Origin of the sequence: Bradyrhizobium sp. 930_D9_N1_4 (assembly GCF_052076015.1) — a bacterium.
GTDB lineage: Bacteria > Pseudomonadota > Alphaproteobacteria > Rhizobiales > Xanthobacteraceae > Bradyrhizobium.
Genome location: NZ_CP197236.1, coordinates 6,658,176 through 6,678,662 on the forward strand (window position 1 = coordinate 6,658,176; position 20,487 = coordinate 6,678,662).

The 20,487-nt window shown below is 64.3% G+C and carries 21 protein-coding genes; 13 read left to right on the forward strand and 8 right to left on the reverse strand.

Features of this window, described 5'->3' with window-relative positions; genetic code table 11:
* Positions 1-39 precede the first annotated feature (39 nt).
* Positions 40-252 (forward strand): cold-shock protein, encoded by a 213-nt coding sequence (locus tag AB7532_RS31670; protein WP_027530211.1) that lies wholly within the window; start codon positions 40-42, stop codon positions 250-252.
* Between the two features lie 234 nt (positions 253-486).
* Here AB7532_RS31670 and AB7532_RS31675 read toward each other — a convergent pair whose 3' ends face one another.
* A complete protein-coding gene (locus AB7532_RS31675; protein ID WP_441238585.1) occupies positions 487-984 on the reverse strand; it encodes a pilus assembly protein N-terminal domain-containing protein in 498 nt (165 codons plus the stop codon).
* 159 nt (positions 985-1,143) lie between these two features.
* On the reverse strand, positions 1,144-1,971 hold the full coding sequence (locus AB7532_RS31680) for a sterol desaturase family protein (RefSeq protein WP_441238586.1): 828 nt from the start codon (positions 1,969-1,971) through the stop codon (positions 1,144-1,146).
* Positions 1,972-2,239: 268 nt separating this feature from the next.
* On the opposite strand from AB7532_RS31680, the gene AB7532_RS31685 reads away from it, so the two are divergent.
* From AB7532_RS31685 to AB7532_RS31730, 10 genes are all read left to right on the forward strand, one after another.
* Positions 2,240-2,404: a Flp family type IVb pilin gene (locus AB7532_RS31685; protein WP_008546920.1), complete on the forward strand. Its 165-nt coding sequence runs from the start codon at positions 2,240-2,242 to the stop codon at positions 2,402-2,404.
* 70 nt (positions 2,405-2,474) lie between these two features.
* Positions 2,475-2,621: a hypothetical protein gene (locus tag AB7532_RS31690; RefSeq protein WP_441238587.1), complete on the forward strand. Its 147-nt coding sequence runs from the start codon at positions 2,475-2,477 to the stop codon at positions 2,619-2,621.
* Between the two features lie 135 nt (positions 2,622-2,756).
* A complete protein-coding gene (locus tag AB7532_RS31695; RefSeq protein ID WP_441238588.1) occupies positions 2,757-3,281 on the forward strand; it encodes an A24 family peptidase in 525 nt (174 codons plus the stop codon).
* Positions 3,282-3,408: 127 nt separating this feature from the next.
* Positions 3,409-4,200: a Flp pilus assembly protein CpaB gene (gene cpaB / locus AB7532_RS31700; RefSeq protein WP_441238589.1), complete on the forward strand. Its 792-nt coding sequence runs from the start codon at positions 3,409-3,411 to the stop codon at positions 4,198-4,200.
* An 11-nt stretch (positions 4,201-4,211) separates the two neighbouring features.
* Complete coding sequence (locus AB7532_RS31705) at positions 4,212-5,687, forward strand: type II and III secretion system protein family protein (protein ID WP_441238590.1); 1,476 nt, start codon at positions 4,212-4,214, stop codon at positions 5,685-5,687.
* A 20-nt stretch (positions 5,688-5,707) separates the two neighbouring features.
* Positions 5,708-6,442 (forward strand): CpaD family pilus assembly protein, encoded by a 735-nt coding sequence (locus tag AB7532_RS31710; RefSeq protein WP_441238591.1) that lies wholly within the window; start codon positions 5,708-5,710, stop codon positions 6,440-6,442.
* Positions 6,439-7,704 (forward strand): AAA family ATPase, encoded by a 1,266-nt coding sequence (locus tag AB7532_RS31715; protein ID WP_441238592.1) that lies wholly within the window; start codon positions 6,439-6,441, stop codon positions 7,702-7,704. The genes AB7532_RS31710 and AB7532_RS31715 overlap by 4 nt, the downstream gene beginning before the upstream one ends.
* Before the next feature lie 21 nt (positions 7,705-7,725).
* Positions 7,726-9,189: a CpaF family protein gene (locus AB7532_RS31720; protein ID WP_441238593.1), complete on the forward strand. Its 1,464-nt coding sequence runs from the start codon at positions 7,726-7,728 to the stop codon at positions 9,187-9,189.
* A gap of 16 nt (positions 9,190-9,205) precedes the next feature.
* Positions 9,206-10,183: a type II secretion system F family protein gene (locus tag AB7532_RS31725; protein ID WP_441238594.1), complete on the forward strand. Its 978-nt coding sequence runs from the start codon at positions 9,206-9,208 to the stop codon at positions 10,181-10,183.
* Positions 10,184-10,192: 9 nt separating this feature from the next.
* On the forward strand, positions 10,193-11,167 hold the full coding sequence (locus tag AB7532_RS31730) for a type II secretion system F family protein (RefSeq protein ID WP_441238595.1): 975 nt from the start codon (positions 10,193-10,195) through the stop codon (positions 11,165-11,167).
* Positions 11,168-11,232: 65 nt separating this feature from the next.
* Here AB7532_RS31730 and AB7532_RS31735 read toward each other — a convergent pair whose 3' ends face one another.
* The 3 genes from AB7532_RS31735 to AB7532_RS31745 all read right to left on the reverse strand — a co-directional run bounded on the left by AB7532_RS31735 (position 11,233) and on the right by AB7532_RS31745 (position 14,134).
* A complete protein-coding gene (locus AB7532_RS31735) occupies positions 11,233-12,048 on the reverse strand; it encodes a tetratricopeptide repeat protein (RefSeq protein ID WP_441238596.1) in 816 nt (271 codons plus the stop codon).
* A gap of 93 nt (positions 12,049-12,141) precedes the next feature.
* Positions 12,142-13,650, reverse strand: a complete 1,509-nt coding sequence (locus AB7532_RS31740; RefSeq protein ID WP_441238597.1) for a metallophosphoesterase family protein — start codon at positions 13,648-13,650, stop codon at positions 12,142-12,144.
* Between the two features lie 280 nt (positions 13,651-13,930).
* Entirely contained in the window at positions 13,931-14,134 is a 204-nt protein-coding gene (locus AB7532_RS31745) for a hypothetical protein (RefSeq protein ID WP_441238598.1), read from the reverse strand.
* Positions 14,135-14,339: 205 nt separating this feature from the next.
* Here AB7532_RS31745 and AB7532_RS31750 point away from each other — a divergent pair, with 205 nt between their 5' ends.
* Positions 14,340-15,716 carry a leucyl aminopeptidase family protein gene (locus tag AB7532_RS31750; RefSeq protein ID WP_441238599.1) on the forward strand — a complete coding sequence of 459 codons (1,377 nt, stop codon included), beginning with the start codon at positions 14,340-14,342 and terminating at the stop codon, positions 15,714-15,716.
* Entirely contained in the window at positions 15,706-16,548 is an 843-nt protein-coding gene (locus AB7532_RS31755) for a C40 family peptidase (protein WP_441238600.1), read from the forward strand. Before AB7532_RS31750 ends, AB7532_RS31755 begins: the two co-directional genes overlap by 11 nt.
* Positions 16,549-16,554: 6 nt before the next feature.
* On the opposite strand, the gene AB7532_RS31760 is transcribed toward AB7532_RS31755, so the two are convergent.
* The 3 genes from AB7532_RS31760 to AB7532_RS31770 are packed head-to-tail and all read right to left on the reverse strand — an operon-like array spanning position 16,555 to position 20,487.
* Entirely contained in the window at positions 16,555-18,192 is a 1,638-nt protein-coding gene (locus AB7532_RS31760) for an ABC transporter ATP-binding protein (RefSeq protein ID WP_441238601.1), read from the reverse strand.
* A gap of 7 nt (positions 18,193-18,199) precedes the next feature.
* On the reverse strand, positions 18,200-19,378 hold the full coding sequence (locus tag AB7532_RS31765; protein ID WP_441238602.1) for an ABC transporter permease: 1,179 nt from the start codon (positions 19,376-19,378) through the stop codon (positions 18,200-18,202).
* The gene (locus tag AB7532_RS31770) at positions 19,378-20,487 is read right to left on the reverse strand and encodes a microcin C ABC transporter permease YejB (RefSeq protein ID WP_441238603.1); all 1,110 of its coding nucleotides are present in this window, start codon (positions 20,485-20,487) and stop codon (positions 19,378-19,380) included. Before AB7532_RS31770 ends, AB7532_RS31765 begins: the two co-directional genes overlap by 1 nt.

Sequence of the window (20,487 nt, forward strand, 5' to 3'; positions counted from 1 at the left end):
GTGGGCTCTACACTGTCTATCTGAGAAGGAACTACCCCCGTGAGCATGGGAACCGTGAAGTGGTTTAACGCGACCAAGGGCTTCGGCTTCATCCAGCCCGATGATGGCGGCCAGGACGTCTTCGTACACATCAGCGCCGTCGAACGTGCGGGCCTCGGCTCGCTGCGCGAAGGCCAGAAGATCTCCTACGAGATCGTCGCCGACCGCCGTTCCGGCAAGTCGGCAGCGGACAACCTCCGCGACGCCGGTTGAGCCGTTGAACGTGAAGACGGCCGTGCGTTGCGCACGGCCCTCGGGCCTCAGGGCCTGAACAAAACCAATGGAAAAGGCCGCGCCATGCGCGGCCTTTTTTTCATGTCCGAAGGTGCGCGCCGCTCAGTATGTCGTGCAGCCCGTAGCCGGGCTGCGGAGAGGAAGACCTCCCGCGCGCGCGAGCAGGACCGGACAGACGATGCTGCCCGGACAAGACCCGCCCACTCAGTCCCGCTAGTTGGATTTGGCAGCCGCGCCGGAGCCGCTGGCGGTGCCGCTCAGCGAACCGGCCTGGCTCATCGTGTTGTTGAAATAGTTGTCGCTGTCGCCGAGCGTCACGCGACGCTGGCAAAGCGGCATGCAGCTGTAGGACTCGCGCTCGATCCCACGGTAGACGGTGACCAGCCGATCGCTCGGACCTTCGACCTGGATCTGGCGATCGACCAGGATCTCGCCGCCCCGGTCCAGCGCGATGAAATTGGTGGCGCCGTAGCCTTTCCCGGTCACGATGATCATGCCACCGGGCTGGAGCGTGACGTCGGCAATCAGGGGATTGCCGACCACGATGGTCGCCACCTTGTTGGGCAGCCGGACCAGCTTGGCCTGGTCGACATTGACCGCAATGGTGTCAACAACAGTGGGTTCGGCAAGGCCGGCAGCCGGCAACGCCAGCACCGCAGCCGCAACCAGAAGACAGACGCGCGCATGACGGCGCAGGAACTCTTTACGCATACTCTTACCCCGGGACGTCACAAACCGGCAGAATCGTTCAGCAAGCGGAGCCGGCGCCCGACCCGGTTAACCTGCCTGTAATTCGTGAACGTTCCGCAAATTCGGCAGGTATTGTTTGAATGGACCGGCGTTTTGTCGCCCGCGGCGCCGGATGCAGTCCTATTGCCGGAACGGAAAAGCCAATTGGCCGGCGATCTCCTTCGGCATGGTCGCTTCGTCCTTGCCGTAATCCTGCGGCAGCACGCCCTTCGGCATGCGGAAGGTGCCGAACAGCACGTCCCAGATCGGAAAGGTTCCGGCAAAATTGGTGTCGCCGCCCTCTTCGAGACCGGTGTGGTGCCAGCGGTGGAACACCGGTGTCGCCAGCACGTATCTGAACGGCCCGAAGGTCCAGTTCAGATTGGCGTGCACGAAGGCCGAATGGAAGGTCGTGAACGGACCGACCCAGATCATCACGTTCGGCGAAATGCCGGCCATCAGCAGCACGACGTCGACGCCGATGGTGCCGAGCATCAGATTGACCGGATGGAAGCGGGCCGCCGAGATCCAGCTGATCTCCTCGGAGGAGTGATGGATCGCGTGATATTTCCAGAACCCGCCGTCGTGGAACAGCCGGTGCAGCCAGTACAGCATGAAGTCGGCCAGCACCAGGAAGAGCACGCCCTGCACCCAGAGCGGCAGCTGCGCCAGCGGGCCATGGCCGTTGTCGTAGAAGGCGATCAGCTCGTCGGCATCGTGGATGTTGAAGACGAAGCCGGCGGTGACGATCAGGAGGCCGATCCGCATGGTGCGGGCGAACACCGGAACGAAGAACCAGTAGCAGATGTCGGTCACGATCTCGCGCTTTCGCCACCACGACGGACCTTGATTGCAGGCCCAGAAGTGCTCGAGCACGGTGAAGACCACCGCGAGCATGAGCGTGACGGGGATCACCTTTTCGATGGTCTCGCCGAGCATCAAGGCAACTTGCATGGGTAGGCTCGACATCGTCGCCTCGCTTCCGAACGTCTGATCTCTCCTACGCCTACTCCGCGAAATTTAAGGGACGGTGAAGTATGCGGCGTGCCTGCCCTGCATTTGGAACCGGAAGAAATTGCAACCGCGCCCTTAAGGTGAAATTCACTGTGGGCAAAAGCATCGCGAAGCAAGCGGGTTTGCCCGATCGAATTAACCCTCCCGAAAGAGCTCGGCTCACATGTTCAGCGCGTCAAAACACGGCGCCGAACGAGGCGATCAACCAGATGGAGTTTAGTTCATGAAGAACCTGATTGCGCGTTTCGCCAAGGATGAATCCGGCGCCACCGCTATCGAATACGGCCTGATCGCCGCCGGCATCGCGCTGGCCATCATCACCGTCGTCAACAACCTCGGCAGCACGATGAACACCAAGTTCGGTTCGATCAGCTCCTCGCTGAAGTAACCGACCGACGAACGACGGCAAAAGCCCCGGACCTCCGGGGCCTTTGTTTTTCCGAATACGGCGAGTTCCAGTGGCGTTGCGCGAGTACAGAACCGGTGCCGCGGTTGCGGCGAGCGAGGCGGAGGGGACGCAGACCTCTTCGCCGGCCTATTGGGTTTGCCTGGCGCTGCTGCTCGCGATGACCGTCCTCGTCGCGCGCATTGCCAGCATCTGGTGAGCGCCCTTCCGCCGAGTTCCTGCTGTGGGGACCGGCGCCGAAATTGTCGGTTTGTTTAGCACTGCCGGCTAGCATGCGGCGACGCTCCGATCCCGCGATGAACCCAAGCTCCGGCTTGAGCCCGAGACGCCGCCCATGATCCTCGACCTTGCGCGCCTTCTGCTCTTCCCGGCCCTGATGGCCTTCGCCGCCGCGAGCGATCTCTTCACGATGACCATCTCCAACCGCGTGTCGCTGGCGCTGATCGCTGGCTTCTTCGCGCTCGCGTTCGCCGGTGGCATGGCACCTTACGAGATGCTGACCCATGTCGGCGCCGGCGCATTGCTCCTCGTCGTGGCCTTCACCTGCTTCGCGATGGGCTGGATGGGCGGCGGCGACGCCAAGGTCGCGGCGTCGGTCGCGCTCTGGTTCGGCTTCGCGCAATTGATGGATTTCCTGCTCTACGCTTCGCTGTTCGGCGGCGCGCTGACGCTGCTCCTGCTCCAGTTCCGGCAATGGCCATTGCCTTACGGACTGGCGGGCCAGGCCTGGCTGGCGCGGCTGCACGACAAGGAGAGCGGCATTCCTTACGGCATCGCGCTCACGCTTGGCGCGCTGACGGTCTATCCGGAGACCGAATGGGTGAAGGCGATCGACCTCGCTCACCTCGCACTGCGCTGAGCACACCGGGTAAACCCGGCGTTAAGCCGATTTAGATACGCCTCATTAACCATGCTTTGACGAATAGCTGGTCAACTGCCGATTACGGCGGCGGCAGCGTCGCGGCGTTTTGTGGAAAGTGAAGCGTATGAATAGGGCACGCATAGTCGTCCTGACGGTCGCCATCTGCGCCGGCGGCGTCGCCGCGTACCTGGCGAGCGGCTCGGACAATTCTGCGCCGCCACCCGCGGCTCCGGTCGCGCAGCTTCCAACCGTCGACGTCCTGGTCGCCAAAAACGACATCGGCCTCGGCCAGACCGTGAAGCCGGAAGACGTGCAATGGCAGACCTGGCCGGCTGCGACCGCCAGCTCCGTCTTCATTCGCCGCAGCGAGCGTCCCGACGGCGCGACCCAGGTCACCGGATCGATCGCGCGCGCCCCCTTCATCCAGGGTGAGCCGATCCGCGACCAGAAGCTGGTCAAGCCCGAGGGTTCCGGCTTCATGGCCGCGATTCTGCCGACCGGCATGCGCGCGATCTCGACCGAAATTTCGCCGGAGACCGGCGCGGGCGGCTTCATCCTGCCCAACGACCGTGTCGACGTGCTGCTGACGCGCCGTCTCAAGAACCCGGACCAGGGCGGCCCGGACATCGTCACGTCCGAGATCATCCTGGCCAATATTCGCGTGCTGGCGATCGACCAGGCGCCGAAAGAGAAGGACGGCCAGAACACGGTGGTCGGCAAGACCGTCACCCTCGAGCTCAATCCCACGCAGACCGCGACCCTGTCCGCGGCCCGCCAGAGCGGCACGCTGTCGCTGGCGTTGCGCAGCATCGTCGACGTCAAGATGAGCGAAATCACGGTCGACGATTCCGCAAAGCGGGATGGCGTTTCGATCATTCGCTACGGCATTCCAAGCCAGACGGCGAAGGCACGATGAGGACTGTCGATATGAAATGCAGGGCAGATCTGGCGGCGATGCGAACCTCGGTGGTCCGCGCCCTGTCGTTCTCGGCCGCCTTCGCGCTGACGCTCAACCCGGTGCTCACGCCCGTGATCGCCGCCGATTATCGTCCCGTGGCGCAAGCCGCAGCCGACGGTCAGATGAACGCGCGCTTCCTCTCGCTCGGCGTCGGCAAGTCGATCGTGATCGACCTGCCGCGCGACATCAAGGATGTGCTGGTCGCCGATCCCAAGATCGCCAATGCGGTGGTCCGCTCGTCGCAGCGTGCCTACATCATCGGCGCCTCGGTCGGTCAGACCAACATCGTGTTCTTCGATTCCGCAGGCCAGCAGATCGCGGCCTATGACATCGCGGTCAAACGCGATCTCAACGGCGCACGCGCCGCACTGAAGCAGATCCTGCCCAATGCCGACATCCAGATCGACGGCCTCGGCGACGGCGTCGTCCTGACCGGCTCGGCGGCGAACCCGCTGGAAGCGCAGCAGGCCAACGATCTCGCCGCCCGCCTCGCCGGCGGCGCCGACAAGGTGGTGAACTCGATCGTGGTCCGCGGCCGCGACCAGGTCATGCTCAAGGTGACGGTCGCCGAAGTCGCACGAAGCATCATCAAGCAGCTGGGCGTCGATCTCACCGCGAACCTGAACTACGGCACGTCGGTGGTGAGCTTCAGCAATTCCAACCCGTTCACGGCTCTTGGCAAGAATCTGGTCGACGGCAACGCGCTGACCACGAAGTTCGGCGCGACGCCGTCGGTGCAGGCCACCTTGCGTGCGATGGAGAGCGCGGGCGTGATCCGGACGCTGGCCGAGCCGAACCTGACCGCGATCTCCGGCGAGTCAGCGACCTTCGTCGCCGGCGGCGAATTTCCAGTGCCGGCAGGCTATGCGTGCGATCCCACCACGCATGTCTGTACCACCCAGATCAGCTTCAAGAAGTTCGGCATCTCGCTCAACTTCACCCCGGTGGTGCTGAGCGAGGGCAAGATCAGCCTGCGCGTCATGACCGAGGTCTCGGAACTATCGAATGAAAATGCGATCACGCTGTCGCAGGCCGTGACCTCCACATCGGTCAACTCGCTGACGGTGCCCTCGATCAAGACCCGCCGCGCCGAGACCTCGCTGGAGATTCCCTCCGGCGGCGCGATGGCGATGGCCGGCCTGATCCAGCAGCAGACCAAGCAGGCCGTCAACGGACTGCCCGGACTGATGCAGCTCCCGATCCTCGGCACGCTGTTCCGCAGCCGCGACTTCGTCAACAACGCGACCGAGCTGGTCGTCATCGTGACGCCCTACGTCGTTCGCGCAGCGGCGCCAAAGGATTTGTCGCGGCCGGATGACGGCTTCGCGGCGCCAGCGGATCCGCAGGCCCAGCTGATCGGCAACATCAACCGCATTTACGGTGTGCCCAACCGGACCGAGCCGGCCAAGAACTACCGCGGCACCTACGGCTTCATTACCGACTGATGCGGAACGGGGACATCACGATGACCACAACACGACCCCAGCTTCGCAAACGCGCCATCCGCTTCGGTGGCGCGCTCGTCGGCATGGCGCTCGCGCTCGGCGGCTGCCAGCACGACGAACTGGCCACCGCTTCCATTCCCGACGACTACAAGCAGCGCCATCCGATCGCGATCGAGGAGCAGAACCGCTCGATCGTCGTCTTCGTCGGCCATGCCCGCGGCGGGCTGACCGCCGCCCAGCGCGCCGACGTGATGGGCGTCGCGTCGGCCTGGCTGCACGAGGGTACCGGCGCGATCCGTATCGACGTCCCGTCAGGCACGCCGAACGCGCGTCCGGTCGCGGATACCATGCGTGAGATCCAGGCGATGCTGGCGGGCGCGGGCGTTCCTCCGCGCGGCGTCAACGTTCGTCCCTATCAGCCGGAAGACAAGCGTTTCCTTCCGCCGATCCGGCTCACCTATTCCAAGATCGCGGCAGTCGCAGGTCCCTGCGGATTGTGGCCGGATGACATCGGTCCTTCGATGAAGAACAAGAGCTGGTTCGAGAACAAGGACTATTACAATTACGGCTGCGCCTATCAGCGCAACATGGCCGCAATGATCGACAATCCCTCGGACCTCGAGCAGCCCAGGCCTGAAACGCCGTCCTACACGGCGCGTCGCATCACGGGCCTCGAGAAATACCGCAAGGGAACGCCGACGACGACCACCTATCCAGAGGCCGAAAAGGCCAAACTCAGCGACACCGGCAAATGATCAGCTACGCGCGCCAGACCCAAGACGAGCAGCCGGAGGCCCCTTCCCCGGTCGAGGAGCATATTGCCCCAGCGCCGCGCGTGTCGGTTCAGGCCTTCTGCGAGACCGTGGAGACCGCAGCCGCGGTGCAATCGGCCGGCGAGGATCGCCGTCTCGGCAAGGCCCATCTGAAAATCCAGATGGGCGGCATGGCGGCCGCGACAGAGGCCTACCGTTCGGCCCCGACGCCCAACGTGATCGTGCTCGAAAGCGACGGCCGCAACGACATTCTGAGCGGGCTCGACCATCTCGCCACGGTCTGCGACGCCGGCACCCGCGTGGTCGTGATCGGCCGCATCAACGACGTGACGCTTTACCGCGAATTGGTGCGCCGCGGCGTCAGCGACTATGTGCTCGCGCCGGTCGGTCCGATCGACGTCGTCCGTTCGATCTGCAATTTGTTCTCGGCGCCGGAAGCCAAGGCCGTCGGCCGCATCATCGCCGTGGTCGGCGCCAAGGGCGGCGTCGGTGCCTCCACGATCTCCCACAACGTCGCCTGGGCGATCGCGCGCGACCTCGCGATGGACGCGGTGGTCGCCGATCTCGACCTCGCCTTCGGCACCGCCGGGCTCGACTACAACCAGGACCCCCCTCAGGGCATTGCGGACGCCGTGTTCTCGCCGGATCGCGTCGATACCGCCTTCATCGACCGCCTGCTGTCGAAATGCACCGACCATCTCAGCCTGCTGGCGGCGCCGGCGACGCTCGACCGGGTCTATGATTTCGGCACCGACGCCTTCGACGCCGTGTTCGACACGCTGCGCTCCACTATGCCCTGCATCGTGCTCGACGTTCCGCATCAATGGTCGGGGTGGACCAAGCGCGCCCTGATCGGGGCGGACGACATCCTGATCGTGGCCGCACCCGATCTCGCCAATTTGCGCAACACCAAGAACCTGTTCGATCTCCTGAAGGCTTCGCGGCCCAACGACCGGCCGCCGCTGTACTGCCTGAACCAGGTCGGCGTCCCGAAACGGCCCGAAATCGCCGCTGCCGAGTTCGCCAAGGCGATCGAGAGCCAGCCGGTCGTTTCGATCCCGTTCGAGCCGCAGATCTTCGGCTCGGCCGCCAACAACGGCCAGATGATCGCGGAGATCTCCGCCAACCACAAGTCGATCGAGATGTTTCTCCAGATCGCCCAGCGCCTGACCGGCCGCAGCGAGACGAAGAAGCAAAAGTCTTCTCTGCTTTCACCCCTGATTGAGAAGTTGCGCGGAAAATAAGCCGCCGCATGGAGCTGTTAAGTGTTCGGTAAGCGTAGCGGAACAGACACCGATACTCGGGCTCCCAAGCCCGGCGCCGTGTCGCCAGAGCCTGCCCAGGCTCCGGCGCCCGCGGTGTCGCGCGCGCCGCCCCCGCCGGCCATCGCCTCGCCGCCGCTTGCACCCGCCAGGCCGGCCCCGGCCATGGAATCCCGGCGCTCCGACAATTACTACGAGGTCAAGGCCACGATCTTCGGCGCGCTGATCGAGGCCATCGACCTCGCCCAGCTCGCCAAGCTCGACTCCGAGTCCGCGCGCGAGGAAATCCGCGACATCGTCAACGAGATCATCGCGATCAAGAACATCGTGATGTCGATCGCCGAGCAGGAAGAGCTGCTCGACGACATCTGCAACGACGTCCTCGGTTACGGCCCGCTCGAGCCGCTGCTGTCGCGCGACGACATCGCCGACATCATGGTCAATGGCGCCGACACGGTCTTCATCGAAGTCAACGGCAAGATCCAGCGCACCGGCATCCGCTTTCGCGACAACCAGCAGCTGCTCAACATCTGCCAGCGCATCGTCAGCCAGGTCGGCCGGCGCGTCGACGAATCCTCGCCGATCTGCGACGCCCGTCTCGCCGACGGCTCCCGCGTCAATGCCATCGTTCCGCCTTTGTCGATCGACGGGCCCACGCTCACCATTCGTAAGTTCAAGAAGGACAAGCTGACGCTCGATCAGCTCGTCAAGTTCGGCGCAATCTCGCCGGAAGGCGCCGAGATTCTCCAGATCATCGGCCGCGTCCGCTGCAACGTGCTGATCTCCGGTGGTACCGGTTCGGGAAAGACCACGCTGCTCAACTGCCTGACCAACTATATCGAGCACGACGAGCGCGTCATCACCTGCGAAGACGCCGCCGAGCTCCAGCTCCAGCAGCCCCACGTGGTGCGGCTGGAAACCCGCCCGCCCAACATCGAGGGCGAGGGCCAGGTCACCATGCGCGAGCTGGTGCGCAACTGCCTGCGTATGCGTCCCGAACGCATCATCGTCGGCGAAGTCCGCGGACCTGAGGCGTTCGACCTGCTTCAGGCCATGAACACCGGCCATGACGGCTCGATGGGCACGCTGCACGCCAACAATCCGCGCGAAGCCTTGTCGCGCTGCGAATCCATGATCACCATGGGCGGCTTCTCGCTGCCCTCGCGCACCATCCGCGAGATGATCTGCGCCTCGATCGACGTCATCGTGCAAGCCGCGCGCCTGCGCGACGGCTCGCGCCGCATCACCCACATTACCGAGGTGATGGGCATGGAAGGCGACACCATCATCACCCAGGACGTCTTCCTCTACGACATGGTCGGCGAAGACGCCAACGGCAAGATCATCGGGCGGCACCGCTCGACCGGCATCGGCCGGCCGCGGTTCTGGGAACGGGCGCGCTATTACGGCGAAGAGAAGCGGCTTGCCGCTGCGCTCGATGCGGCGGAAGTCGCGCCGAAGACATGATGGGATCGGCGCAGCCATGAATATGCAGGTCCTCGCCCTCGCCTTCCTCGCCACCGCAGCCGTCGGCGGCATCGCCTGGGTGTTCCTCTATCCACTCCTGTCCGGAGAGCGAAAGGCCGAAGGCCGACGCGCCTCGATCGCGCGCGCCGACGCGCCGACGGCCAAGCAGGCCGAGAAGAGCCAGCGTTCGCGCCGCGAGCAGGTCGAGACCTCGCTCAAGGATCTCGAAGCGCGGCGTCAGCAGGAGAAGAGCGTCCCGCTTCCGGTCCGGCTGTCGCAGGCAGGTCTCGACTGGACACCGCAGAAATTCTGGACCGTGTCCGCCGTCACGGCGGGCGTGTTTTTCGCAGGCGCCCTGTTCGGCGGCGGCGGCATGATCGGCGCTGCCGGCCTCGCCTTTGCCGGAGGTTTCGGCCTGCCGCGCTGGGCACTGGGCTATCTGAAGAAGCGGCGCGAGGCGAAGTTCCTGAAGGCATTGCCGGATGCTGTCGACGTGATCGTCCGCGGCATCAAGGCGGGCCTGCCGTTGTTCGAATCGATCAAGGTCGTCGCCGCCGATTCGCCGGAGCCGCTGCGCAGCGAGTTCCTCGCCATCATCGAGACGCAGGCGATCGGCATGCCGCTCGGCGAGGCCTGCTCGCGGCTCTATGAGCGCATGCCGCTGCCTGAAGCCAATTTCTTCGGCATCGTCATCTCGATCCAGCAGAAGTCCGGCGGCAACCTCTCCGAAGCCCTCGGCAACCTCTCCAAGGTGCTGCGCGACCGCAAGAAGATGAAAGAGAAGATCCAGGCGATGTCGATGGAAGCCAAGGCCTCGGCCGGCATCATCGGCTCACTGCCGCCGATCGTGATGTTCCTCGTCTATCTCACGACGCCGCACTACATCTCGATTCTGTGGACCCATCCCACCGGCCAGCTCATGCTGGTCGGCTGCGTCGTCTGGATGTCGATGGGCATCATGGTGATGAAGAAGATGATCAACTTCGATTTCTGACGGTGCAACATGGTCGACTTCCTCATCACGAGACTGCACGACGTCCGCTTCATGACCATGCTGCTGGCGGCCATCGCCGCCAGCGCCACCGTCTATACGCTGGTGATGCCGCTATTCGCCGGCGAGGGCCTTTCCAAGCGCATGAAGGCGGTGGCGAGCGAGCGCGAGCGCATCCGCCAGCGCGAGCGCGAGCGCCTCAACAAGAACGAGAAGGTCTCGCTGCGCCAGACGCCGAAGCAGGTCGTCTCCAGGGTCGTCGAAGACTTCAACCTCACGAAATGGCTCGCGCAGGAAGCGGCGCGTGACAAGCTGATCATGGCCGGCTACCGCGGCCAGGCCCCCTACATCACCTTCCTGTTTGCCCGCATGGTGGCCCCGATCGTGCTGTTCGTCGGCTCGGTCATCTATGTTTTCCTGATCGCCCACATGGAACAGTCGATGCCGATCAAGATCGGCATCTGTGTCGGCGCCGCCTATCTCGGCCTCCAGGCGCCGATGCTGTTCCTCAAGAACGCGATTTCGAAGCGCCAGCTCTCGATCAAGCGGGCTTTCCCCGATGCGCTCGATTTGCTCCTGATCTGCATCGAATCCGGCATGTCGGTCGAAATGGCGTTCCGGAAAGTCGCTGTCGAAATCGTCACGCAGTCGATCGCACTCTCGGAAGAGTTCACCCTGACCACGGCCGAGCTGTCTTATTTGCAGGATCGCAAGGTCGCCTATGAGAACCTGGCGCGGCGCACCGGGCTCGAGGGCGTCAAATCGGTGTGTCTCGCGCTTCAGCAGGCGGAGCGTTACGGCACCCCGCTCGGCCATTCCTTGCGCGTGATGGCGCAGGAAAACCGCGACATGCGCATGAACGAGGCCGAGAAGAAGGCCGCCGCCCTGCCGCCGAAGCTGACGGTGCCGATGATCCTGTTCTTCCTGCCGGTGCTGTTCGTCGTCATTCTCGGGCCGACCGGCATCAAGATCACCGAGCTGCACTGACGCAAACGCAAATGCGGACCGCGCACGGTCCGCAGGCGGCTTCAAGATTCAAGAATCAGACCTGATCAATCGGGCTGGCTGAGCGAGGCAACCGGCGTCCGCTTCGGTCCGCCGCGCTGACCTTCGTTGCGGTTCAGCATTTCCTTGAGATAGGCGACATTGGCTGTCGCCTGATCCGGCGGGAGGTCTGCCTTCACGATGGTCTCAGCCTCGGCGAAGCGGCCCTGGAGACCGACGACCAGGCCGAGATTTTGCCGCACCCGGCTGCTTGCGCGCGGCGAAGCATAGGCCTGCCGCAGCGCCTCTTCGGCCTTCGGGAGGTCCTTCGACAGCATGTAGGACAGGCCGACATTGGAGAGCACGCCGGGATCGCCGGGCGCGATCTTCAGTGCGCTTGCATAATAGGAGCGCGCCTCGTCGTGGCGGCCCATCTGATCGAGCGCGGTGCCCTGCACCGAGAGCAGGCGCCAGTCCGGATTGTCGGGCGAGTGCGCCCTCGACAGCACGTCGAAGGCCTGCTGGAAATTACCATTGTCGGCGAGCGCGCGGCCATACTGGGCCAGCAGCGGCTTGTTACCGGGATTGGCGATGGTCGCCTGCTCGAGCACGGCGGCGGCCTGCGCGCGCTGGCCATTGGCGCGCAAGGCCTGGCCATAGCCGAGCGCGGCGTCGGCGTCCTTGGGATTGGCACGGTAGCGCTCGCCATAGACCTCGACGGCACGCGCGGGATCGGCGGGGGCGGCGGCTTCCGCACGCGGCCCGACCGAGCCGGTGACATCGGAGAGTTTCGACATGGCCGTGCAGCCGCCGAGGCCCATGGCCACTGAAGCGACCAGCGACGTGGACGCGAGAAGCCGGGCGAGACTGAACCGTTGACGCATGACGCTTTGACTCTCGAGCCGATTGATCGAGCCGAACGCGCCAGCAATAGACTGTTAACCCTAACGGCCGGTTAACGTCAGCCTGCCTGCCCCTCACGGCGCCGTCTGCGGCGGCGGCTCGCCCCCAAGGCCCAGATCGAGACCGAGCATCGTCACCTGCCCGTTCAGGTCCCGCAGCAATTGCAATCTTTGCTGCGCCATTGCCACCCCATCGACACCCGCGCCCGGCACTCCAGGCCATTCGCGCCGAAGATCGTCGCGATTGAGCAAGCGTTTTGCGCGGAGTTCGTCGAGCTGAGCAGGATCGATGTCGACCATTTCGGCGGCGCGCTCGATCAGCCGTCGCAGCAGCGACTTCACCGCGACAATCACCTCGATCTCATGCTTGCGCTCGGACCTTCCGAATTTGCCGTCGAGATCAGCCCAGGCGTAAGACGTGACGAGATAAGTGTAGAGCGCGCCCGGCCAGTCCACCTCGCCGCCGGCGTAGAAGGCGCGGCGGGCCAGGAGCCGGCGGGCCAATCCCGCGACCTGATCGCGCTTCAGCACCGCACACGAGGCGATCTCGATCGCCGACTGGACGGCTGGGTCACGGGAAAAATCCCGGCCCGCCGGCAACCGGATGACGCCGTCCGGCAGGTTCGAATCGAGCAGCCTGAAGGCGCCGTCATTGCGTGGCCGCGAATAGCGCGCGATCGCGAAGCGATGCGCGGTGCCTTGAGACGAGGCCTGGGACGACGGGCCAAAATGAATGATGTTGAAGCCGGCGTCGTCACCGGCCTGCCCGGTCGATGACGGACAGGACAGCACGTAGATCGTGCGCCAGAAGGCTTCGCCGCTCGCGCTCCGCGTCGCGCGCGGATCCGGAATCGAATAGCGGGTGAGCCCCTCGACGTGCCGGTGTCCGTGCAGCACCAGATTGACGTTGAGCGACGTCGCCGCTTCGAGGAAGGTCGCGGGCGCGGCGAGATACATCAACGGCTCGTCGGGCACACCGAGAAAACGTTTTCCTTCGCCGGTCGCCTGCGGCAACGGGTGATGGTGCAGCGCCAGCACGCGCACCAGATTCTCCGTCGGCTCGGCATAATCGGCGCGTCCCGCAGGACCCATGCTGCCCGCGAGCTCAACACTCAGCCGGGCGGAATCCGCGACCAGCGCGTTGTAGGCTTTCTCGTCGATCGCACCGCTCGCGAGCGTCGTGAGGCTCGCGCGGTTGGAATCCAGCAGCACCAGATCGAGGCCGGCCTGGCGATAATAGACGCTCTTCGAGGTGCGCGGCAGGTGCAAATAATCGTAGACGTCGTGACGGCCCGCACGTTGGCTCGGGCGCTTGACGTCGTGATTGCCCGCAACCGCCTGAATGTCGGTGAACAGCCCCGTCTGCCGGAACGACGCCATCACGGCGAGCGCTTCGTCGAGCGCGCGCGGCGTCGGGTCGTCCACGAGATCGCCCGTGATCAGCAGGATGCGATCGGGAATGTCAGCGAAGCCGGCCATGCCCTCGCGGATCGCGGCGCCGAGCGCTTCGATTGTCGCCAGCAGACGGCCTGACCCGTCCAGATGCAGGTCGGAGATCTGCGCAATAACGAACGATCTATCCATGTTGCGCCGCTCATTTGCGAATGCTGCGCCGCCTAAACGATGAGAAAAATGCCTTCGACAAACAGGTCCAGGCTGATATCGGACCCGGCGACGATGAACCCGGGCAGGCAATCAACCGCGTGCTTGCGCTCGATACGTGCAGAACCGCACAGCACAATCTAAAATGTTTGCCGATAATGCCACAACCGCAGCGCTAGTAAAGCCCGGCGGCCGCGCTCTCGTGAACGGCAGTTCTCAACATGGATACGAGGTCGGCCGGGAACGGTTTCGCCCCGTCCGATCAATATTCGATGGCGAGCCGCTTGCGGATTTCGTCGACGCGCTTGTCGAGCGCATCGAACCGCGCGTGGATGGAGCGATCGTGGAGATAGAAAACGTAACCGCCGGCGAGGAATGCAAATATCCAATGATGATGCTCGACATAGCCGAAAGTCGCCTCGACGGCCTGGCCGATGAATGTGACCACGCTCCACACAAATTCCATTGCAGATTCCTCCCGGCAGGCTTCGTCGTCGGCCGCCGGCAATCTCCGTCCACCTGGCGGCTGCATTCGGAACCTAGCACGGCCCTCCTGCTGCGAGTAGCGGCTCGCTGAACGGTGACAGCAAAGCCGATTGCGGCGGCGGCGAAACTCTGCGAAGTCTCGTCCGTTCGCATGACCCGTTTGATCTGACGATCCGGACCCGCCAATGCCTTCTGTTTTCGAGACGTCGTCCACCGCCATCCCGATCATCTTCGTCACCAAGTCGAGCTGGGATGCGGTGCGCGAAACGCTGCCGCCGGCGCAGCGCCAGTTCGCCACCGCCAGCGCCTTTGCCGGCAAGCCCGGCGGCTATCTCGCACTGCCCGCGTCAGATGGCACGATCGCGCAAGTGCTGTTCGGCCTCGAGGACGAAGGCGCAAGGTCGCGTGACCCGTTCCGGCCGGGCGCCCTGCCCGGCCTGCTGCCGCCGGGCATCTATCGCTTCGCCAATGCACCGCACGATGCACGGCTGGCGGCGCTCGCTTTTGCGCTGGGCTGCTACCGTTTCGCCCGCTACCGCAAGTCAGACCGTCCCGATGTCCGGCTGGTGCCGCCTGATGGCGTCGATACCGCCGAGATCGGCCGCATGGCCGATGCCGCGATGCTGGCACGCGATCTCATCAACACGCCGTCCAACGACATGGGCCCTGAGGAGCTCGCCGCAGCCGCGCAATCGCTCGCAGCCGAGTTCGGCGCAAGCTTCGCCTGCACCATCGGCGATGACCTGAAAAAGAACTTTCCGCTGATCCATGCCGTCGGCATGGCCTCGGACCGCGCGCCCAGGCTGATCGACATCGGTTGGGGCGATCCCGCTCATCCGAAGGTGACGCTAGTCGGCAAGGGCGTCTGCTTCGACACCGGCGGGCTCGATTTGAAGCCGTCGAGCGGAATGCTGATCATGAAGAAGGACATGGGCGGCGCCGCCAACGTGCTCGCACTCGCGCGCATGGTGATGGATGCGAAGCTGAAGCTGCGGCTGCGCGTGCTGATTCCGGCGGTCGAAAATGCGGTTGCCGGCAATGCCTTCCGCCCGCTCGACATTTTCACCTCGCGCAAGGGGATCACCGTGGAAATCGGCAACACCGACGCGGAAGGCCGGCTCGTGCTCGCCGACGCGCTGGCATTGGCCGACGAAGAGAAGCCGGACCTGCTGATCGACCTGGGCACGCTGACCGGTGCCGCGCGTGTCGCGCTGGGGCCGGATTTACCGCCCTTTTACACCAATGATGAGACGCTGGCTGCCGACGTCGCGCGCTGCGCGGTGAAGGAGAACGATCCCTTGTGGCGCATGCCGCTGTGGCCGCCTTACGATGCGTGGCTGGATTCCAAGACGGCCACCATCACCAACGCACCGTCCGGCGGCTTCGCCGGCTCGATCACCTGCGCGCTGTTCCTGCAACGCTTCGTCGAGCAAGCGAAGAGCTGGCTGCATGTCGACATCTACGGCTGGACTCCCTCGGCCAAGCCCGCGCGCCCCGAAGGCGGCGAATGCCAGGCCGCGCGCGCCATCTACAAGGTGCTGAGCGAGCGCTATGCACGATAAGCGGCTGACACCGGCGCGGGGCGACCTCGCGGCGAGATATCTCGAAGGCGAGGTGACGGCGGATCGTTTCGTCGAGGGCGAGGAATTCGAGGTCGTCGATCCGGTCGCGCCCGTACGCGAGCAGCCGTCGTCGAGCGCGATGCTGATGACGGAGGCGCTACGCGGCGAGTGCGTCACCGTCTACGATCGCAACGGCGAGGGCTGGGCCTGGGGCCAGTTGGCGAGCGACGGCTATGTCGGCTGGCTGCCGGACGCCGCGCTGATGAAGCCGGCGGCCGCGCCGACTCACACGGTGAGCGCGCTCCGAACCTTTGCCTTCCCCGGCCCCTCGATCAAGCTGCCGCCGGCCGGCACGCTGGTGCTGGGATCGAAGCTCACGATCGCGCGCGAAGACGGCAGCTTCGCCGTGACGCGCGACGGGACGTTTCTGCCGAAGACGCATCTCGCGCTCCTCGATCGCCACGAGCCGGACTTCGTCGCCGTCGCCGAACGCTTCCTCGACACGCCCTATCTGTGGGGCGGCAAGAGCAGTTTTGGCATCGACTGCTCGGGCCTGGTGCAGGTTTCGCTGACGGCCGCCGGCACCGGCTGCCCCCGCGACAGCGACATGCAACAGGCCGGTCTCGGCCGCGCGCTGGAACCGCATGAGCGAAGCAAGCTGCAGCGCGGCGATTTGATCTTCTGGAAAGGCCATGTCGCGATCGTCCGCGATGCGACCACCATGGTTCACGCCAACGCGCATCACATGGCAACCGTGGTCGAACCGATCGAGCAAGCGGTCGCGCGGATCAAGCAGGCCGGCAGCGAAATCGTCGCGATAAAGCGGCTCTGACTCCGCCTACGTCGCCGCCGACCCGTTCCCCGCCGTCTCGAGCCGGAACGCCGCCGCGAACAGCGCGCGCGTGTAGTCCGTCTTCGGGTTCTTGAACAGCTCGGCCGCCTGCCCCTCCTCGACCACCTTGCCGCCGCGCATGACAATCAAATGGCTCGCGAGTGAGGCGACGACGCGCAGATCGTGCGAGATGAACATGTAGGTGAGGTCGCGCCTGCGCTGAAGCTCGCGCAACAGGTCGACCATCTGCGCCTGGATCAGCATGTCGAGCGCGCTGGTCGGTTCATCAAGCACGACGAAATCCGGCTCCAGCACCACCGCGCGCGCGATGCTGATGCGTTGGCGCTGGCCGCCGGAGAATTCGTGCGGATAGCGATAGCGAGTGTCCGGCTTCAGTCCGACATCCTCCAGCGCCTTGACGACGCGCGCCTCACGCTCCTCGTCCGACAGGTTCGGCTGATGCACGGTGAGACCTTCGGCGATGATGTCGGCGACCGACATGCGCGGGCTGAGCGAGCCGAACGGGTCCTGAAACACGATCTGCATGTCGCGCCGGAACGGCCGCATCTCCTTGAAGCGCAGGCCCTGGATGTCCTTGCCCAGGAACACGATGCGTCCGTTCGAGGAGATCAGTCGCATCAGCGCAAGCCCGAGCGTGGTCTTGCCGGAGCCGGATTCGCCGACGACGCCGAGCGTCTCGCCCTTGCGTACGGCAATGCTGACGCCGTCCACCGCCTTGATGTGGCCGACCGTCTTGCGCATCAACCCGCGCTTGATCGGAAACCAGACCTTCAGATCATCGGCCGACATCACCACCGGCGCATCCGGCTGCGGCGGCGCCGGATCGGGCTTCGGCTCCGCTGCCAGCAGATCGCGCGTATAGGGGTGCGTCGGGGTCTTGAAGACCTGCTCGACCGGCCCCTGCTCGACGATCACGCCGCCCTTCATGACGCAGACGATGTCGGCGATGCGGCGCACGATGCCGAGATCGTGGGTGATGAAGAGCAGGCTCATGCCGAGCCGCGAACGGATCTCGGCGAGCAGCGCCAGGATTTGAGCCTGCACGGTGACGTCGAGCGCGGTGGTCGGCTCGTCCGCGATCAACAGGTCCGGCTCGTTGGCGAGCGCCATCGCGATCATCACGCGCTGGCGCTGGCCGCCGGAGAGCTGGTGCGGATAGCTGTTCAGCCGCGTTTCAGGCTCGGGGATGCCGACCTGCGTCAGCAGTTCCAGCGTCCGCTTGCGCGCTTCGGCGTTGCTGGTCGGATTGTGCAGCTGGATGATCTCGCCGATCTGCGCCTCGATCGTGTGCAGCGGATTGAGCGAGGTCATCGGCTCCTGGAAGATGATGGAGATGTCGCTGCCGCGAATCTCCCGCATCTCTCGCTCCGACCGATCGATCAGCTCCTGCCCCTTGAAGCGGATGCTGCCCGACGGATGCGAAGCGTTCGGATAGGGCAAGAGCTTCAGGATCGACAGCGCGCTGACCGACTTGCCGGAGCCGGATTCGCCGACCAGCGCCACGCATTCGCCGCGCTTGATCTGGAACGAGACCTTGTCGACCGCGAGCGTGGTGGCGCCGCCCTGGTGAAAAGCCACCGAGAGGTCGCGAACGGCAAGCAGGGGCTGGTTGATCGCATCCATCACGCCCTCACTTGAACGTCTTGCGCGGATCGAAGGCGTCGCGCACGGCTTCACCGATGAAGATCAGCAGCGACAGCATGATCGCGACCGAGAAGAAGCCGGAAAAGCCGAGCCAGGGTGCCTGGACGTTGGACTTGCCCTGTGACAGCAGCTCGCCGAGCGACGGCGAGCCGGGCGGCAGCCCGAAGCCGAGGAAGTCGAGGGCCGTCAGCGTCATGACCGACGAGGAGACGATGAACGGCAGGAACGTCATCGTTGCGACCATTGCGTTCGGCAGCAAGTGCTTGAACATGATCACGGCATTCGACACGCCGAGCGCGCGCGCCGCTTGGATGTACTCGAAATTGCGCCCGCGCAGGAATTCCGCGCGCACGAGTCCGACCAGCGACACCCAAGAAAACAGCAGCAGGATGCCAAGAAGCACGAAGAAGCCGGGCACCAGCACCGACGACAGGATCAGCAGCAGATAGAGCGACGGGATCGCCGTCCATATCTCGATGAAACGCTGGAACAGCAAATCGACCCAGCCACCGAAATAGCCTTGCACCGCGCCGGCAGCGATGCCGATGACGGAGGAGACGATGGTCAGACAGAGGCCGAACAGCACCGAGATGCGAAAACCGTAGATCAGGCGCGCAATCACGTCACGCCCCTGATCGTCGGTCCCGAGCCAGTTGTATTCGAGATCACGGCAGCTCTTCAGCCCCTTCTTCTCGACGACGGGCTTGCACTGCGCTTCCGTCAGCATCCAGGTCGGCGGCGACGGCGCCGGTGTCGGCAGATCGAGATTGTGGGTATCGTAGGAGTAGCGGATCAGCGGCCAGACCACGCTGCCGCCCTTGTCCTTGATCAATTTCTGCAAATAGGGATCGCGGTAGTCGGCCGCGGTTTCGAAGTCGCCGCCGAATGTCGTCTCGGAATAGGTGACGAAGGCCGGCCAGTAGAGATGGCCGTCATATTTGATCAGGAACGGCCGGTCATTGGCGATCAACTCGGCGAATAGCGACACCACGAAGAGGATCATGAAGATCCAGAGCGACCAATAACCGCGCCGGTTCGCCTTGAAATTCTGCCAGCGCCGCCTGTTGAGCGGCGACGGCGCGAACGGTTTGCGCGTGATCGGCACGGCATCGCCGAGCGGAGACTTTGCGGTGGTTTCGATCGGGGTGGGGGCGGTCAGCGTCATCAGACCTCCCGTGCTTCGAAATCGATCCGCGGATCGATCCACATGTAGGTGAGATCCGAGATGAGGTTGATCACGAGGCCGACGAGCGAAAAGATGAAGAGCGTACCGAACACCACAGGATAGTCGCGATTGAGAACGCTCTCGAAACTGAGCAGCCCCAACCCGTCCAGAGAGAAAATCGTCTCGATCAGAAGCGAGCCCGAGAAGAAGGCGTGGATGAAGGTTGAGGGAAAGCCCGCGATCACGATCAGCATCGCGTTGCGGAAGACGTGGCCGTAAAGCACCCGGTTCTCGCTGCAGCCTTTCGCGCGCGCGGTCATCACATATTGCTTGCGAATCTCGTCCAGAAACGAATTCTTGGTCAGGAACGTCATGGTGGTGAACGCACCGAGCCCCATGGCGATCAGCGGCAGCGTCAGATGCCAGAAATAATCGATGATCTTCCAGTACCAGGGAAATTGCGACCAGCCGTCGGACGTCAATCCACGCAGCGGGAACCAGTTGAAGAACGAGCCGCCGGCAAACAGGATGATCAGGAGGATCGCGAACAGGAAGCCGGGAATGGCATAGCCGAGCACGAGCACGCTCGACGTCCACGTGTCGAAGCGCGTTCCGTCCTTGACCGCCTTGCGGATGCCGAGCGGTATCGAGATCAGATAGGTCAGGAGCGTCAGCCAGATGCCGAGCGAGATCGAGACCGGAAGCTTTTCCTTGATCAGCTGGAGCACGCTGACGTCGCGGAAATAGCTGTTGCCGAAATCGAAGCGGGCGAAATTCCAGACCATCAGCGCGAAGCGTTCCGGTGCCGGCTTGTCGAAGCCGAATTGTTTCTCCAGCTTCTTGATGAAATCAGGGTCGAGCCCCTGCGCGCCCCGGTATTTCGAGTTGATGGCGTCGCCGCCTGCGCCGACCTGCCCCGGCGCGCGCTGCGCGAAATCGTTGCCGCCCGAAATGCGCGATGTGCCGCCGGTGTCGGAGCCCGAGAGCTGCGCGATCACGCGCTCGACCGGACCGCCGGGCGCGAACTGCACCACAACGAAGGAGACGAAGAGGATTCCGAGCAGGGTCGGAATCATCAGGAGGATGCGGCGGGCTATATAGGCGCTCAT

Excerpts from the sequence above, each read along its gene's own strand:
- AB7532_RS31685 (WP_008546920.1), top strand. The coding sequence starts at position 2,240 with ATGAAGAACCTGATTGCGCGTTTCGCCAAGGATGAATCCGGCGCCACC.
- AB7532_RS31760 (WP_441238601.1), bottom strand. The coding sequence starts at position 18,192 with ATGGATGCGATCAACCAGCCCCTGCTTGCCGTTCGCGACCTCTCGGTG.
- AB7532_RS31695 (WP_441238588.1), top strand. The coding sequence starts at position 2,757 with ATGATCCTCGACCTTGCGCGCCTTCTGCTCTTCCCGGCCCTGATGGCC.
- AB7532_RS31715 (WP_441238592.1), top strand. The coding sequence starts at position 6,439 with ATGATCAGCTACGCGCGCCAGACCCAAGACGAGCAGCCGGAGGCCCCT.
- AB7532_RS31745 (WP_441238598.1), bottom strand. The coding sequence starts at position 14,134 with ATGGAATTTGTGTGGAGCGTGGTCACATTCATCGGCCAGGCCGTCGAG.
- cpaB (WP_441238589.1), top strand. The coding sequence starts at position 3,409 with ATGAATAGGGCACGCATAGTCGTCCTGACGGTCGCCATCTGCGCCGGC.
- AB7532_RS31765 (WP_441238602.1), bottom strand. The coding sequence starts at position 19,378 with ATGACGCTGACCGCCCCCACCCCGATCGAAACCACCGCAAAGTCTCCG.
- AB7532_RS31755 (WP_441238600.1), top strand. The coding sequence starts at position 15,706 with ATGCACGATAAGCGGCTGACACCGGCGCGGGGCGACCTCGCGGCGAGA.
- AB7532_RS31725 (WP_441238594.1), top strand. The coding sequence starts at position 9,206 with ATGAATATGCAGGTCCTCGCCCTCGCCTTCCTCGCCACCGCAGCCGTC.
- AB7532_RS31750 (WP_441238599.1), top strand. The coding sequence starts at position 14,340 with ATGCCTTCTGTTTTCGAGACGTCGTCCACCGCCATCCCGATCATCTTC.
- AB7532_RS31735 (WP_441238596.1), bottom strand. The coding sequence starts at position 12,048 with ATGCGTCAACGGTTCAGTCTCGCCCGGCTTCTCGCGTCCACGTCGCTG.
- AB7532_RS31710 (WP_441238591.1), top strand. The coding sequence starts at position 5,708 with ATGACCACAACACGACCCCAGCTTCGCAAACGCGCCATCCGCTTCGGT.
- AB7532_RS31730 (WP_441238595.1), top strand. The coding sequence starts at position 10,193 with ATGGTCGACTTCCTCATCACGAGACTGCACGACGTCCGCTTCATGACC.
- AB7532_RS31770 (WP_441238603.1), bottom strand. The coding sequence starts at position 20,487 with ATGAGCGCCTATATAGCCCGCCGCATCCTCCTGATGATTCCGACCCTG.
- AB7532_RS31675 (WP_441238585.1), bottom strand. The coding sequence starts at position 984 with ATGCGTAAAGAGTTCCTGCGCCGTCATGCGCGCGTCTGTCTTCTGGTT.
- AB7532_RS31740 (WP_441238597.1), bottom strand. The coding sequence starts at position 13,650 with ATGGATAGATCGTTCGTTATTGCGCAGATCTCCGACCTGCATCTGGAC.
- AB7532_RS31705 (WP_441238590.1), top strand. The coding sequence starts at position 4,212 with ATGAAATGCAGGGCAGATCTGGCGGCGATGCGAACCTCGGTGGTCCGC.
- AB7532_RS31680 (WP_441238586.1), bottom strand. The coding sequence starts at position 1,971 with ATGTCGAGCCTACCCATGCAAGTTGCCTTGATGCTCGGCGAGACCATC.